General features: G+C 65.8%; 15 protein-coding genes. 4 read left to right on the top strand and 11 right to left on the bottom strand.

Annotated elements, in window-relative coordinates:
* Nucleotides 1-552 precede the first annotated feature (552 nt).
* Nucleotides 553-2,277, bottom strand: coding sequence for an arginine--tRNA ligase (argS, locus tag ACIA75_RS35275; RefSeq protein ID WP_397111423.1), 1,725 nt, complete (start codon nt 2,275-2,277; stop codon nt 553-555).
* A gap of 112 nt (nt 2,278-2,389) precedes the next feature.
* Between argS and ACIA75_RS35270 the strand changes: the two genes are divergently transcribed.
* Both ACIA75_RS35270 and ACIA75_RS35265 read left to right on the top strand, forming a co-directional pair.
* Complete coding sequence (locus ACIA75_RS35270) at nt 2,390-2,788, top strand: hypothetical protein (protein WP_397111420.1); 399 nt, start codon at nt 2,390-2,392, stop codon at nt 2,786-2,788.
* Complete coding sequence (locus ACIA75_RS35265; RefSeq protein ID WP_397111419.1) at nt 2,764-3,258, top strand: hypothetical protein; 495 nt, start codon at nt 2,764-2,766, stop codon at nt 3,256-3,258. Before ACIA75_RS35270 ends, ACIA75_RS35265 begins: the two co-directional genes overlap by 25 nt.
* Nucleotides 3,259-3,675: 417 nt before the next feature.
* Here ACIA75_RS35265 and eccCb read toward each other — a convergent pair whose 3' ends face one another.
* The 3 genes from eccCb to arfB all read right to left on the bottom strand — a co-directional run bounded on the left by eccCb (nt 3,676) and on the right by arfB (nt 8,870).
* Nucleotides 3,676-7,992 (bottom strand): type VII secretion protein EccCb, encoded by a 4,317-nt coding sequence (eccCb, locus tag ACIA75_RS35260; protein ID WP_397111418.1) that lies wholly within the window; start codon nt 7,990-7,992, stop codon nt 3,676-3,678.
* Nucleotides 7,985-8,356 (bottom strand): hypothetical protein, encoded by a 372-nt coding sequence (locus tag ACIA75_RS35255; RefSeq protein WP_397111417.1) that lies wholly within the window; start codon nt 8,354-8,356, stop codon nt 7,985-7,987. The genes eccCb and ACIA75_RS35255 overlap by 8 nt, the downstream gene beginning before the upstream one ends.
* A gap of 85 nt (nt 8,357-8,441) precedes the next feature.
* The gene (arfB, locus tag ACIA75_RS35250; protein WP_397111416.1) at nt 8,442-8,870 is read right to left on the bottom strand and encodes an alternative ribosome rescue aminoacyl-tRNA hydrolase ArfB; all 429 of its coding nucleotides are present in this window, start codon (nt 8,868-8,870) and stop codon (nt 8,442-8,444) included.
* A gap of 395 nt (nt 8,871-9,265) precedes the next feature.
* On the opposite strand from arfB, the gene ACIA75_RS35245 reads away from it, so the two are divergent.
* Entirely contained in the window at nt 9,266-10,087 is an 822-nt protein-coding gene (locus ACIA75_RS35245) for a lysostaphin resistance A-like protein (RefSeq protein ID WP_397111415.1), read from the top strand.
* A 15-nt stretch (nt 10,088-10,102) separates the two neighbouring features.
* On the opposite strand, the gene ACIA75_RS35240 is transcribed toward ACIA75_RS35245, so the two are convergent.
* A complete protein-coding gene (locus tag ACIA75_RS35240) occupies nt 10,103-10,312 on the bottom strand; it encodes a tautomerase family protein (protein WP_397111414.1) in 210 nt (69 codons plus the stop codon).
* Nucleotides 10,313-10,362: 50 nt separating this feature from the next.
* Nucleotides 10,363-11,121, bottom strand: a complete 759-nt coding sequence (locus ACIA75_RS35235) for an SDR family oxidoreductase (protein ID WP_397111413.1) — start codon at nt 11,119-11,121, stop codon at nt 10,363-10,365.
* A gap of 87 nt (nt 11,122-11,208) precedes the next feature.
* On the opposite strand from ACIA75_RS35235, the gene ACIA75_RS35230 reads away from it, so the two are divergent.
* Nucleotides 11,209-12,066: a helix-turn-helix transcriptional regulator gene (locus tag ACIA75_RS35230; RefSeq protein ID WP_397111412.1), complete on the top strand. Its 858-nt coding sequence runs from the start codon at nt 11,209-11,211 to the stop codon at nt 12,064-12,066.
* 230 nt (nt 12,067-12,296) lie between these two features.
* Here the strand turns inward: ACIA75_RS35230 and ACIA75_RS35225 are convergent, their stop codons facing one another.
* The 5 genes from ACIA75_RS35225 to ACIA75_RS35205 form a co-directional block, all read right to left on the bottom strand.
* Nucleotides 12,297-12,902 carry a dihydrofolate reductase family protein gene (locus ACIA75_RS35225; RefSeq protein WP_397111411.1) on the bottom strand — a complete coding sequence of 202 codons (606 nt, stop codon included), beginning with the start codon at nt 12,900-12,902 and terminating at the stop codon, nt 12,297-12,299.
* A 63-nt stretch (nt 12,903-12,965) separates the two neighbouring features.
* Nucleotides 12,966-13,532: a dihydrofolate reductase family protein gene (locus ACIA75_RS35220; protein WP_397111410.1), complete on the bottom strand. Its 567-nt coding sequence runs from the start codon at nt 13,530-13,532 to the stop codon at nt 12,966-12,968.
* Nucleotides 13,533-13,903: 371 nt separating this feature from the next.
* A complete protein-coding gene (locus ACIA75_RS35215) occupies nt 13,904-14,212 on the bottom strand; it encodes a tail fiber domain-containing protein (protein ID WP_397111409.1) in 309 nt (102 codons plus the stop codon).
* Nucleotides 14,213-14,235: 23 nt separating this feature from the next.
* Nucleotides 14,236-14,376, bottom strand: a complete 141-nt coding sequence (locus tag ACIA75_RS35210) for a hypothetical protein (protein ID WP_397111408.1) — start codon at nt 14,374-14,376, stop codon at nt 14,236-14,238.
* A gap of 288 nt (nt 14,377-14,664) precedes the next feature.
* Nucleotides 14,665-15,135 (bottom strand): hypothetical protein, encoded by a 471-nt coding sequence (locus ACIA75_RS35205; protein ID WP_397111407.1) that lies wholly within the window; start codon nt 15,133-15,135, stop codon nt 14,665-14,667.
* Nucleotides 15,136-15,164: the final 29 nt, after the last annotated feature.

Genomic DNA, 15,164 nt, shown 5'->3' with positions numbered 1-15,164 from the left:
TGCCTAACCGGCACGCCCGGAGCCGAATTTAAACTCGACGAGAGGGAACATCATGAAACGTATCCGAACAACGATTGCAGCGGTCGCTGCTTTTGCAAGTCTTTCGGTTGGACTAGCCGGAACAGCCAACGCCGATTACGTCGCCACCTACGACACCAAAGCAAAATGCATATCCGCTATGGCAGTTGCTCAGGCCCATCCTTTGAAGACGGTGACCAAGCCGTGCTATAGCGCATCCAATGGCCCCGGATACGCTACCAAGTGGGCTTTCAGATACACGAAAATCTGACTTGGAATCGTCACGCTCGGGCTTACGCCCAGCCTCGATACCTCGCGCGCATTGCCTGCCGGCCTGAGCGGTTTCGGATTGCCGTTTTCGGCCCGGGTTCCAGTTTCGGGGTAGGGCAGTCGGTCTGAGGCTCACCCCGGTTGATGGACACCGAGTTATCCATAATTTTTCGTGAGTAGCGCCGGCAACCTGACCGGGATGGGGTGGTTTGGTGACGGCAAACCGAAACGTCAGTACATTGTCTTTCCTCAGCACCCTCTCGGTCAGAGCCGCTCCGGCGCGGCGATCCCCAGTAATCCGAGGCCGTGGGCGAGGGTTCGGGCGGTCAGCTGGGACAGGGCGAGGCGGTTGCCGCGGACGGGTTCGGTGGCGGTGAGGACGGGGCAGGTGTCGTAGAAGCCCGTGAAGGCGCGGGCGAGTTCGTAGAGGTAGCCGGCCAGACGATGAGGTTCGAGCGTGGTGGCCACCTCGGCGATGACCGTTCCGTACCCGTCCAGGGCGAGACCGAGTTCCCGTTCAGCGGGCTCGAGGGTGATACTCGGTTCCACCGAAATACCTTCGAGTTCTCCCGCTTTGCGCAGAATCGAGCAGATTCGCGCGTGCGCGTATTGCAGGTAGACGCCGGTGTTGCCGTTGAACGCGGTCATGCGGGCGGGGTCGAAGGTGTAGTCCTTGATCCGGCTGGTGGACAGGTCGGCGTATTTCACCGCGCCGATCCCGGCCTGTTCGGCGATGGCGTCGAGTTCGGCGGCGGGCAGGCCGGGGTTCTTCTCGGTGACCACGGTGCGGGCGGCGGTGACGGCGTCGTCGAGCAGGTCCATCAGGCGGACGGTGCCGCCTGCGCGGGTTTTGAAGGGTTTGCCGTCGGGGCCGAGGACGGTGCCGTAGGCGACGTGGTCGACGGCGACGTCGGCGGTGAGCCAGCCGGCCCGGCGGGCGGCTTCGAAAACGAGCTGGAAGTGCAGGGCCTGGCGGGAATCGGTGACGTACAGCAGCCGGTCGGCGTGCAGGGTGGTGATGCGGTAGCGGATGGTGGCCAGATCGGTGCTGTCGTAGCCGTAGCCGCCGTCGCTCTTGCGGACCATCAGCACCGCGGGGGTGTCGCCGGGGCCGGTCACGTCTTGCGAAGCCACCACGATCGCACCGTCACTGTCCACAGCGACGGCCTTGTCCAGAAGTTCGGTGACGGTGTCGGCCAGCATCGGGTTGTAGAAGGACTCCCCGACATAGTCGCCGGAGGTGAGCAGCACCCCCAGGCGGTCGTAGATCCCGGCGAACGCCTTCTCCGATTCGGCGACGATCTCCTTCCACCGGGCCACTGTGGGCTCGTCGCCGGTTTGCAGGGCGACCACGCGGCGGCGGGCCCGGTCGGCGAATTCCCGGTCGGCGTCGAATCGGGTTCGCGCGGCCTTGTAGAGGGTGTCCAAGGCGGATACCGCGCTGGTCTGTTGGTCGGTGAGGTCGTCCTGATGCCAGGGGGTTTCAGGGTGCTCGTCGATGTATTGGATGAGCATGCCGAACTGGGTTCCCCAGTCGCCGAGATGGTTCGCGCGGATCACGTCCGCCCCGAGGAAGTCGAAAACGCGGGCGAGGCTGTCGCCGATGATCGTGGTCCGCAGGTGCCCGACGTGCATTTCCTTTGCCACATTCGGACCCGAATAGTCGATCACCACCCGCTGCCCGGCCGCGTCGGCGGCGACACCCAGCCGGTCATCGGCCAGCCGGGCAGAGACCTGCGACCAGATCGCGGCATCGGTGACGGTGATGTTGAGGAAGCCCGGGCCCGACAGCGTCACGGACCCGACGGCCTCGAGATCCGCGGCGTCGAGAGACCGCACCAGCGACTCTGCCAGTTCAGCGGGTTTCGCTCCGAATTTCTTGGCCAGGGGCAGTGCGGCGTTCGATTGGAAATCGGCGCGATCGGACCGTCGCACCACTGGGTCGGCTCCTGCCAGGTCGGGTCGGACTCGGCCGATCGCCTCCGACACAGCGGCAGCGACAGATCCGAGCAACGGCACAACACTGGCAGGGGTCACCTGGAATTCCTTTCCTGAACGACGATAGGTGCCGAGTATCTCAGGGTCCTGCTCCTGTGTACGCATGATTTCGACGTGGACACCGTCGAATCCCTGTGTACGGCAGCGCGACGGATCGGCCGAGATCACCGACGGCTACCGCACCCGGCAGGTCGAGGTCCGCGACACCGGCGAAGCGGTCCGGATCGGCCTTGACGACTTCCCCATCAACCCGCCGATCGACTTACAGGATCCGGATCTGGCCGATCAGGAGATCACGGCGGAAGAGTTCGAAAGGTATGGGATAGTTCCGTTCCTGCGCCCGCGCACGGGCACAGCTGATCTCGCCACCCGCCCGGACCGCATCCATGATCCCGGTCGAACCCGCCTGCCTGAGCCGACGGGCGCGCCGACGGCTGCTCCTCGCTGGTGCCGCGACACCGGCGATAGGGTGCAGGGGTGGCGCACGCGATCACCGCATTGATTCTGACGGGCCCGTACCAGGCCGATGCGGTGGACAGATGGGATCTGGTCCCAATGGCGCTGCGAGGCGACCTGACGCTGTTCCATCTCACCCACTACTACACGGCATACTGGCAGGCGAAGCTCGGGATCGAAGGGTATTTCGAACTTGCCCCGAATACATGCGAACTGCTGTTCCCGAGCGAGAAGGTCATCAGCGTCGCGGCAGCGGAGATAGCGGCGCGACCGGCGCCGACCTTCGCAGTGGTGGTTACCGAGTACTTCGGAGGAGCAGGAGGGCAGGCGGCCGTCGTATCCGTTGACGGTGGGCCCATACGCCCGGTCGACAATATCAATAGCGCACTACGGGTTCTGGGGGTTATCGCAGCACCGGGCTCGGACGAGTTCGACACGGTCGGCTTGAGCGGCCACCGGTCTACACCCGACTACCTGGATCGTTACGTGAAACTCTGCGACGATCTCGGTGTTTGACCCGTCAGCGGAGCCAGGCGCCGGATTGAACCGGCCGCTTCCAGCGAACCACTCGGTCGCGTTCGGCTGAATCGACTCAGGACCATTTGCATGTCCACCAACCGCTGTCCTGGTGCCCTTGCAGAGACAACCGGTCTATCCGAGGCACCCTTGTCACGACGACAACCCCTCGTCCTCATTCGACCAGTTGGTAACCCACATCCGCGAGGTGGCTGAGACCAACAAAGCATGTGCCCACATCCTCACACCACGGGTCGGCTCCTGCCAGATCGGGTCGACAGCGAACAGCACACCGATCATCGTCTGCCTCGGTCGTAACTCTTCGCGCCACGAACGGGGCGGCAGCGAACAACTCCGCCGTAGCCGACGCCGGATGGGAGGTGAGCACCGCGGTCGCTGCCGGATACGGCGCGCTACTCATCCGGGTGTCTGGGCGATCTGCACTATTTCTTGCTCGCGCGTGCGGGAGACGAGGATTCCACGGCCTGGCGGTAGTTTTGCCGGCCGGACGTCACCCATCACGATTCCCTCGTCGCGGGAACCGCTCATGATCAGTGTTTCTACCGCGAGATTCTTCAACGCACCGAGAATCGGATCGTAGAGGGCACGGGCGACCCCACCGATCCGGCGCACGACGATCAGGTGCAACCCGACATCGCGGGCCTGGGGCAGATACTCCAGCACGGGAGCCAGCGGGTTGTCGCCACTGGTCGCCACCAGGTCGTAGTCGTCGACCACGAGGTAGATCTCCGGTCCGTGCCACCAGCTGCGCTCGCGCAGCTCCTGGGGGGTGATCTGCGGACCGGGCAGCCGCGACTGCAGTAGGGCTGCCAGATCACGCATATTAGTTTTGAGCCCCTCGGCACCGGTCGCGTAGGCGGCAAGCCGCTCCGCGGGGACGGCGCCCAGCAGGGTGCGCCGGAAGTCGACCAGGATAAGCGCCGCGTCACTCGGCGTATTGGATTCGGTGATGCCGGCGACGATGGTGCGCAGCAACGTCGTTTTGCCGCATCCCACATCGCCGAAGGCCATGAAATGTGATTCGGCCTCGAAATCGAGGAGAACGGGCTGTAACTCGGATTCACCGAGGCCGACCACCACTTTTGTCCCCCCGAATCGGATACCGAGATCGCGGGCCGCCGCCAGCACCTGCTCGCGCGGGAGATGCGCAGGCAGCATCCGGACTTCGGGGGCACGCCGGTCGCCGTAGCGGCCGCGTAGCACCTCGGCACCGCGGGCCATCCCGTCGGTCACGGTGGCCGGGTCCGAGTCGGAATCCAGCCGGGGGAGCGCAACCAGCATGTGCAGTGGATCCGCAGTGATACCACGACCGGGCCGGCCGACCGGCACCTGATGGGCCGTACGCCGGCCGAAGTCGGAGTCGGACGGGTCGCCGAGCCGCAATTCCAGCCGGGTGCCGAAGCGGTCTTTCAGCACCGGCCGGATCTCGGACCACCGGCCGGCCGTGATGATCACGTGGATACCCAGCGGCAAGCCCTGTCCGGCAAGCGCTGTGATCTGCGATTCCAGCAGTTCGTACTCGTCGCGGATCGTCCGCCAGCCATCGACCACCAGAAACACATCACCGAATTGATCGACCGCCGGCGGAGCGCCGCCTTCGAGTGCGGCGATAGTGCGCCGCCGGAATTCCGCCATCGATGCGATGCCGAGTTCGGCGAAGCGTTCGCTGCGCTGGCGCAGCAGAGTGGTCAATGCGGCAATCGTCCGGCGCACCCGGTCGGAATCGCGCCGATCGGCCACGAAACCGACGTGCGGTATCCCGGCCAGCCCGGCCATGGTGCCGCCGCCGAAGTCCAGGCAGTAGAACTGCACCTGCTCGGGGGTATAGCGAGCCGCGGCCGCCATGACGATCGTGTGCAGTGTGGTCGACTTACCCGACTGCGGGCCGCCCACCACCGCGATATTGCCCCGTGCGCCCGACAGGTCGACGGTCAGCACATCACGGCGGTGCTCGTACGGTTTGTCGACCACGCCGATCGGTATCCACACCTGGTCGTGCCGATCCACCGGCGGGGACCTATCCGGCTCGGGCAGCAACATATCCACCGTCGGGGACTCGTCCAGCGGCGGCAGCCACAGTTGATGTGACGGCGCGACGTCCCCCGGTATTCGGGCGACAACAGCGTCCAGTACCGATCGTTGCTCGAAGCTATCGGTGTCCGCGCCCGGGGTGAGCCGCTCCGGCCCACTCACATACGCAGCCTTGAACCGTACCAACTCGCCGGTACCGGCATTGAGGTAGCCGGAGCCGGGAATACCGGGCAGCTGGTAGGCGTCGGGGGTTCCCAGAACGGCCCGGGACTCGTTGGCCGAGAACGTGCGCAGACCGATTCGGTAGGACAGGTGTGATTCCAGGCCGCGCAGCTTGCCCTCCTCGAGCCGCTGCGAAGCGAGCAGCAGATGCACGTGCAACGACCGGCCGAGCCGACCGATCATGACGAACAATTCGGCGAAATCAGGTTTCTGCGTGAGCAATTCGGAGAACTCGTCGACGACGACCAACAGTGCGGGCAGCGGTTCGAGCGGAGCGCCCGCGGCCCTGGCCTTCTCGTAGTCGGCAGCATTGGCGTATCGACCGGCGGAGCGCAACACGTCCTGCCGGCGGTTCAACTCCCCGGCCAGTGCATCTTTCAGGCGGTCGATCAGCGCGAGCTCTTCTTCCAGATTCGAGATCACCGCGGAAACGTGTGGCAGTGCGTCCAGGCCGAGGAAAGTCGCGCCGCCCTTGAAATCGACCAGGACCAGGTTCAGCGACTCCGGCGAATGAGTGGTCAGCAGTGCGAGCACCAGCGTGCGCAGGAGCTCGGACTTACCGGAACCCGTCGCACCGATACACAACCCGTGCGGGCCCATTCCCCCTTCGGCCGCCTCCTTGAGATCCAGTTCGACAATATTGCCGGTGGCGGTGACACCGATCGGTACGCGTAATCGGTCGCGCCCGGTCCGCGGCTGCCACCGCACCGCGAGATCGAGATCGTCACCCGGGACCAGTCCGAGCAGATCGGCGAAGTCGACGTCGGCCTCGATCCGAGGGTATTGCGCATCGGAGACCGCCAGCGCCTGACGAGGCCCCCGGACCCGATCAACCAATTCCGCTGCCCCATCGGATATCTCCGACGGGGCCAGCAGCTCGGGGTCCAGATCCCGCAGATCGGGCATGGCGATTCGAAAAGGCCGCTGCCTGAACAACGCCCAGCCGGGTCCGTCCGGAAGGCGAGCGGCGCGCTCCGGGTGCTGGCGAGAGCCCTCCGGACGATTCAAGCGCAATTCGATATGCGCCGAGAACAAGTCGGCCAGTTCACCGGGCACCTCGGTCCAGTCACGTGCGGTCACCACCAGATGTACGGCGTACTCCGGACCCGCGCTCGCGAGATGCCTGACTCGGCGGTCGAATTCTGCGATGTGCTCGCGGAAATCCTCCAGCCTGTCGATGAACAGGAAAATATCGGGAACCGGCTCGGCGAGCGTGGATCGCACGGCCCGCAAACTCGCCGGCGAATCAATACTGTGCTTCCGGTATATGCTCCTGCGGCGGCGGATCTCACCGGCGATCCGGTCGAGAACGGCCTCCACATCCGCGGGCTCGTCATCGCCTACGGCACTCGCAATATGCGGCAACGCACTCATCGAGCCCAGGCGATTACCGGATTCCAGCACATACAGCGTCGCCTCGTCCGATGAATGGGTCAAAGCCAAGGATCCTGCGAGCGTACGCAGGAATGTGCTTTTCCCGGAGCCTGCACGGCCGACGATGACCAGGTTCCGGTCCGCGGCAGCCAGATCCAGCCACACCGTTTCGCCGGAAACTCCGTCGGTGCGTCGCTCCTGCCCCACGGGAACCTTCAATTTGCCCGTACCCCACCAGTTGGCGGCGCGCAATCCACCGATCGAGTCCTGTTCGAGCCGGCCGACGAGTGTGCCGAGCTGCACCCGATCGCCGACCTCGAGGATGGTGGAGTACCGCCGCCGCACGCGGGCGATATGCACCTCGTCCCGGAACACTCCGTAATGGTTCGGTGTCTGCCGCTGGGTCCGGCTCCGAACTTCCTCACTGACATACACCCACAAATCGTGCACACCGATTTTTCCGCTGCCGCGATCCGCCAAACCGGTGTCGATTCCTTTGATCAGCGCCGAGGTGAACTCCGACAGCGGTGCCGAATCGCCGCCGCGGCGCTCGGTGGCGGTCTCCACGGCGCTCGACGCCGTCAGTACACAGATACCGTCGCCTGCCGCGAGATCCTGGGCAACATCATCGATGGTGGGCACGGACTTCATCACTTCGGTGCCGAGAAATGCTCCGCTGTAGCAGCAATCCAGGATGATGATCTTGGCCGCGGCCGCGGACTCCCGGATCAACTCGCGGATGAATGCCGACGACACAGCCGTACTACTCGGCATCTGCGGATCGGTGTTACCGGCGGCCAAATACAGATTCTGCCGGGTACGCAGGCCGTGACCGGAGAAATAGAACAGGACGACGTCCTCCGGTTCGGCCCCACGGAACAGCCGCTCGATACTCCGCTCGATTTCCGCCTTGGACTCGTTCACCAGTAGCTCGGTCGGCCGGAATTCACCGATTTCGGGGTCCCGCAACAGTTCCCGAAGCTGCTCGGCATCGGAAATCGGTGCATACAGCCGGGGCAACCCGTCGAAGTGGTAGGTATCGTTCGCTACGAAAAGAGCAAGCCGCCGGCCGTTCGGACTAGTCATCACGCAGCAGGGCGTCGACCTGCTCGACGATCGCCTCGACCTGACCCCGGTCCGGCCGGACGATGGTGATCTCCCGGTCCCCCTTCTTGATCGTGACCGATTCCGCCCTGGTTCGCTCCATGAACCGCAGCAGGACATCGCGGATCGCCCACGCTGTCGTTCCGACGGCACCGCCGGTGAGCAGCAGCTGACCGAGTTGCTCCACCGCGCCGGACTTCTCCCCGGGTTGGGCACCGGTCGTCACTCGTCGAGCGGCCACTCCCCTGATCTCGCACAGGTCGTCCTGCAACTCGCCGACCAGCTCGTCCAGCCGATCGCCCCCTCGACCACGCCCGGGATCTATCGCCAGAAGCACATCGCTCACCGTTCAGCACCTTCCGCCACCCACACTCCCAGGATCACTCTACTCAGATCACAGGTTTCACAGCGCCGGATACACACTGATCTGGCTAGTCGTCGGGAAAGGCACGGCGATTTCGCTTGGTGATGCCGCGCCGCTTCTTCGCGGCGATACGACGTTCCTTCGCGCCGCGCGAGGGCTTGGTGGCGCGGCGAACGGGCGGCGGGGCGGCAGCGGCGTCACGCAGTATCGAGGCCAGGCGTTCGCGGGCGGCTGCGCGGTTCTGCAGCTGTGCGCGGTGCTCCGAAGCGGCGATCGTGATTACCCCGTCGACCAGGCGGCCGGCCAGGCGATCGAGCATCCGGGGGCGCAGCCACTCCGGCACGGAGGGCGAGTTGGCGAGGTCGAACGACAGCTCGACCCGGCTGTCGGTGGTGTTGACGTGCTGCCCGCCCGGGCCGGACGAGCGGGAGAACCGCTCGCGTAACTCGGATGCGGGTATCACCAGCCTCCGAGACACGGTCAGGTCTTCTGCCATGATCCGACGCCGCCTTTCCGATTCGCGAGGCCACTATCCCGAGCGGCTGAACGGTGACCTTGTCGTTCACGATAGTGACGACCTTGTCTACGAGTAACAGGGAGCACGCGGTCGTCGCGTTCTCACCGATGCCGCCGACGCCGGACTTGCACGCCTCGTCAAGCCTCGAGGGCGTGATCGGTTGATCCGGGATCGACAACGGTTGCGCCGCTGTCCGGTGTGGAGTTCAGCCCGAGGTGCCGAGCGCACCATCGCCCCGAGAACCTGACCGAAGAGCGAGCGGACAGTACAGCGTCACTCTCGAGTACTACCGGGAAAGTATCCCGCGGAGTGATGTGGCACGGCGCGGCTCGTTCGTAGTCTCGCCGTACTGCACAACGGCGAGAGGACTTTCCATGGCCACCCCCACCGAGCGGAAACCGCCGATGCAGCGGTTCCGGGTGCCGGTTCTGCTCGCCGGAACGGTCGTGTTGCTGATCGCCGCCCGGGGGCTGGACACGCTCGTTTCGGATGTGCCTGTGCTGCGTTTCTGCCTCGGGATCAGCGCGGCCGCCGGGGCGATCTTCGCCTACACATGGCTTTCCCGCTGTGTCGAGAACCGGGTGGAGGTCACGGAACTGGCCGCCGCGGGGCGGTGGAGCGGGCTCGGACGCGGCGTGCTCATCGGCGCCGGGGCCTTCCTCGCGACGATGCTGCTCGTGGTGCTGTTCACCGACGCCGAGGTCACCAGTGGCTCGTTCGGGGCCTGCCTGGGCGTGGCGGGCTCGATGGCCTCGGTGGCGGTCACCGAGGAACTGCTGTTCCGTGGCGTGGTGCATCGCATCCTGGAGGAACGGAGCGGCAGCATCGTCGCGATCGCGGTCTCGTCACTGATCTTCGGTCTGACTCACGCGGTCAACAGCAACGCCACGCTATGGGGCACCCTGGCCATCGCGGTGGAAGGCGGCGCGCTGCTGGCCATTGCCTACACCGCCACGCGGTCGCTGTGGCTGCCGATCGGCCTGCATTTCGCCTGGAACTTCACCGAGTCCGGCGTGTTCGGCACGGCGGTATCCGGCGCCGACGGCGAACCCGGCCTGCTGCGCACCGTCCTTTCCGGACCGGAGGTGCTCACCGGTGGGGTGTTCGGTCCGGAAGCGAGCCTCTTCGCGCTGCTGTGCTGCCTGGTCCCGGCGGTGTGGCTCCTCCGCAGCGCGAAGCTCGTCACCCCGCGCTGACCAGTTGCGAATGAATCAGGTGTTGCTGTTGAGCATTTCGGCAGTCAGCACATTGCCGCCGACTCCCCAGCCGCCGTCGACGACCTCGTCGACGAGGACGACGGTGGTCGCGCGAGCGCGTTCACCGTAGATCTCGACATACAGCTCGGTGGTGCGTTCCACGATCTTCCGCTTGTCCTCGTCGTCGATGGTTCCAGCGGGGACCTTGAAGTTGGCGAACGGCATAACGATCTCCTTATGTGGTGTGAAATTCGGTGATGTCGGCGGTCTCGGCGTCAGATCATGCCGCCGTTGGCGCGCAGGATCTGGCCGTTTATCCAATGCCCCTCGGGACTGGTGAGGAAGGCGACCACGCGGGCGATGTCCTCCGGTGTGCCCAGGCGTTCGAGCGGCGGATTCTCGGCCAGCGCTGTGATCTGTTCATCGGTCTTCCCGTCCAGGAACATCGCGGTTGCGGTCGGGCCGGGAGCCACGGTGTTCACGGTGATGTCGCGGCCACGCAGTTCCCTGGCCAGGATCAGCGTGACCGCTTCTACGGCGCCTTTACTGGCGGCATAGGCGCCGTAGGTGGGGAACTGGGCGCCGACCACGGATGTCGACATGCTCACGAACGAGCCGCCGCCGCGCAGCCGCCGCGCGGCTTGCTGGGCAACAACGAAGGTGCCGCGGATGTTGACGCGGTGGATCGCGTCGAGAACATTCAGATCGAGATCGGCGATGGTGGACAGGGCGAGGCGGCCCGCGGAGTTGACGACGACGTCGACGCCGCCGAATTCGGCCTCGGCGCGGTCGAACAGTGCCGAGACGGCGTCTTCGTCGGCGACGTCGGCCCGGACCGCGAGGGCGGTGCCACCCGCCGCGGAGATGGTGGCCACGGCTTGCCCGGCAGCGGCGGCGTTGTCCGTGTAGTTGACGACGACGGTGCTGCCACGGGCCGCGAGCTCGAGCGAGATCGCCCGCCCGATGCCACGGGAACCTCCGGTGACGACGGCAACCTGTCCGGCCTTTCCCGATGCGGTGTCGGTGGATGTCATGTTCTTCACTATCGGCCGCGTGGGCGGCGGGTACGAGGGGACGTCATCCCCTGTGTCGCAGGCCCGATCTGCCGCAGACTGTATGTCATGAGCGTCGCGAAGTACTCCGAGCTGGGTGCGTTCCTGCGGTCCCGGCGCGAGCGCATCCGGCCCGAAGACGTCGGATTCGTGTCCGGGCCGCGACGGCGTGTGCCCGGACTCCGTCGCGACGAGGTGGCCCAACTCGCCGGGGCTTCGGTGGACTACTACAACGAGCTCGAGCGCGGGGCCGGGTCGCAGCCGTCAGAACAGATGCTGGCGGCGCTGGCGCGCGCGTTGCGGCTGACCGCCGACGAACGTGACCACATCTATCACCTCGCTGATCGTCCGGTGCCGCGCGACGGCACCGCGAGTTCGCACGTCCATCCGGGAATGGTCGACCTGCTCACCCGGCTGGTCGCGACGCCCGCCCAGGTGATCACCGACCTACACGTCACGCTCGTGCAGAATGCACTGGCCGTCGCGCTGCTCGGCGATCAGTCCGGCTGGCAGGGCATGGGGGCGAGCTTTGTGTACCGATGGTTCACCGATCCCGCAGCCCGGCGGCTCTACCCCGACAGCGACCACGAGACCCAGTCCCGCGCGTTCGTCGCCGACCTGCGGGCCGCCGCGGGCCGTCGCTCCGCCGCGGATTCCGAAGCGGCTTCGCTCATCTCCGAGCTGCTGAGCTGCTCCGCCGAGTTCGCGGCGATATGGACGGCTCACGAGGTGGCATTCCGGCGAAACGACCGCAAACGTATCAATCACCCGGCGCTCGGCCTGATCGAAGTCAACTGCCTCAATCTGTTCAGCGAAGACGGCCGGCAACGGCTGCTCTGGTTCACCCCAGCCGTCGGCACCGACAGCGCGAACAAGCTGGACCTGCTCACCGTGGTCGGCACACAAGAATTCACCGACCTCCTGTGACCGGTGCAGGGCCCCGATGTCAGGGGCGACTCTCTGAATCAAAAGGCGGCGACCTGAACCGTTGCCGGGCCGGGCGGCATGCATGCTCCACCTCGCCCTGGATCACGCGCGCCTCTGCGAGCCCGAGACGGTCCAGCGCGGTGCTGCGGATAGGGTCCCGCCCGCAGCGATTCAACGGCCGGCTGGCGGTGATCTGCCGTTCACCTGCGAACACAGCGGACGGGGCGACGTTACGTAGGGGCGCCGAGCGGCGGGTGCTCGAGCACGCGGGGCTTGTACTCGACCAGCTGGATGCGGTCGTCGAAGGTCCGGTGCTCGATCATCTCGAGGGCGACGTCCGGGTAGCCGTCGTAGATACGTTCTGCGCCCGTGGCCCCGGTGATCACCGGGAACATCACGACCCGGAAGCGGTCGACGAGTCCGGCTCGTAGCAGGGACCGGCTCAGGCTGAGGCTGCCGATCGTGCTGAGCAGCCCCGAGCCACTCGACTTCATGGCGCGGACCGTCTCGACGGCGTCGTCGCGGACCAGCGTGGCATTGGCCCACGTCAGTGGCTCCTCGAGTGAGGAGGAGAACACCACCTTGGACGCTTGCGTGAGCTCATCGACAGACGCCTCTTCTTCGGGCCTGAACTCGTCCTGACCATCCGGGACCTCGCCGGCGGCGAAGCCCGACATCAGGCGGTAGGTGTTCGCTCCCATCAGGTAGGTGACCTCGGGCTGCTCGCCGAGCCACGCGAGGTACTCCGGGCCCTCGAGGCCCCAGAAGCCGGGCCATCCCTCCCCCGATGCGTAGCCGTCGAGCGAGGTGATGAAGTCCACGAGAAGCTCCGACATGGCGGTGTCCTTTCCTACGGTGTCACGAGCTTTGACCGGCCGGGAGCCCCGAACTCATCGGTGTCAGTCCCGTTTCGCCTCGTAGCGCAGCAGGACCGTGCCGCACGGGAAGGTGCGGTTCTCCAGCAGTCGCAGCGAGATCCGTGACGGCAGTGCCGGGAAGAACGGGGTGCCGCCGCCCACGGCGGTGGGCGCGACCACGAGCCGGTACTCGTCCACCAGTCCGGCCTGCACGATCGGTGCGGCCAGCGTCGCGCCGGCCACCTCCAGCCTGCCGTCGGTTTCGGCTTTCAGCTTCCGCACTACCTCGACCGGGTCGCCGCGTTCCAGGCGGGAGTTCCAGGCAACCGACTCCAGGGTGCGCGAGAACACGACCTTGGGCATATCGCGCCAGACACGGGCGTAGTCGACGATCATGGGGGTGGCGTCCGGGGCCTTGTCGGCGGTCGGCCAGTAGGCGGCCATCAGTTCGTAGAGCCGCCGCCCGTAGAACGACAGGGCGGTCTCCCGCACGAAGTCGTTCCAGTACTGGTGCAGTTCTTCGCTCGGATCGCTCCAGTCGATATTGCCTTGTGCATCGGCGATGTACCCGTCCACCGAGACGTTGAAGCCATAGATGAGTGTGCCCATGGAGATCAGACTGCACCGGAAGGCAAAACTCATCGCGACGCCACACGAGATATCGTCGAATCCTTGTAGAACTGGCGGACCGGCTCCGGGCCACACTCGAGGCCCGCCCACCTCGACCCGTTCGGGAATAAGGTTCGGCACATGAGTTTCAGGTTCGCGGCGTACGCCCTCTGCTTCGAACAGGGCAGGGTGTTACTCGCTCATCACGTGGCCGGAAACGGAGAGACCACGTGGACACTTCCGGGCGGCGAGGTCGAGCATGCGCCCGGCAGCCAATGCTCGACCGCCGACTGCTCCTGCCGAGATAGCGCGACGACGTCGAGGCAGCTCCCGGCCGGCCACGTCCCCGCCCCGGCCGCGCCCAGCATGGCTTACCCCGACGAGTGCTGAGATCGGAGCTGTTCCACCTCGGCCCGCAATTCCGCGATCTCCCGATGCAGTGCCTGAATACACACCAATGCGACACCACTGGCATCCACCGCCGGGATCACCGTGTCTTTATCGCCCAGCCCGAAGGCAGCCTTCCAGTCCTGGGCCATCGGACCCAGGTGGCGTACATGCTCGGGTTCCCACTCGTACCGCCACGTACTGATCGGCAACTCGGAGACCGTGGTGAGAATGTCATAGCCGTTCACCGGCTCGGCGGTCGGCGACCGGACGGCAGTCGGCTTCGTCGCCAACTGCCGAAGCCGACCGATCAAGCTCAGCGTTCCCACCGAACGGGAGTGATGTCCCGCTTGATATCACGATCGCTGACGATGCTCGCAGCGGCGGCGCCGGCACCTGCCACGGCGTTGGCGGCCAGCAGGGAAACGAATGTCACGGCGAGGGATACTTTTCGCATGGTCGTACCTTTCGATACCGGAAAGGGTTCCGGTATCGAGTGACCGGCCCTGTACCGGAGAATCTTTCGATCTCACCCGGCAAGCCGCCGGATGAGATCAGAGCATACCGCCGACGGCCGAACTGTTCCTGCTGAGAAGAATCCCTCGCGACACTGGTCCGCCGCCCGGATGCGCTCGATCCCGCCACGTGAATCCAGACCACCTGCGGCAGGGCCGGGCCCGGCGATCTACCGCCGGCACCCGTGGCTGACACCGGTCCCGGCGACAGGTGCGGGGCGGACGGTAAATCAACCGCGGTTGAGCTGGTGACGGAACCAGTCGGCCACGAAATCCGTGCGTTTGGCGGAATGGTTGTAGATGGTGTGCTCGCCGTCCTCCCACACTCGCAGCGACGAGTCGGCCGACAGGTCGAGGAAGGGGCGCTGCTGATCCAGTGTGATCAGCGGATCGGCCTCGCCGTGCAGCACCAGCACGGCCGCTGATGTGCGGTCGACCGCCGAGTCGATCCAGAGCGTACGGAAGACGGCAGCGACCTCGGCGTCGCTGCCGGCACCGAGCAGGGCTTGCGACTGCTCGGCGGCGGTACGGAACGGTGCGGGTTCCGGTCGCGAGGGTGCGCCGTTGACACAGCATGCGCCGAAGCGACTGTCGCCGAAGATCCGTGTTTCGCCCTGGCCGGGAGCCTCGAGCAGGACGGCGGACAGCCCCCGCCGGGTGAGGGCCGCGGCCTGCCGATGGTAGGCAGGCCCCCCATCCACTCTGCCCGCCCACGATGATGACCGTCGGG

Origin of the sequence: Nocardia sp. NPDC051750 (genome assembly GCF_044453135.1) — a bacterium.
Classification (GTDB): Bacteria; Actinomycetota; Actinomycetes; order Mycobacteriales; family Mycobacteriaceae; genus Nocardia.
Note: the sequence above shows the minus strand (reverse complement) of the source record. Positions and strands in the feature narration are given on the sequence as shown.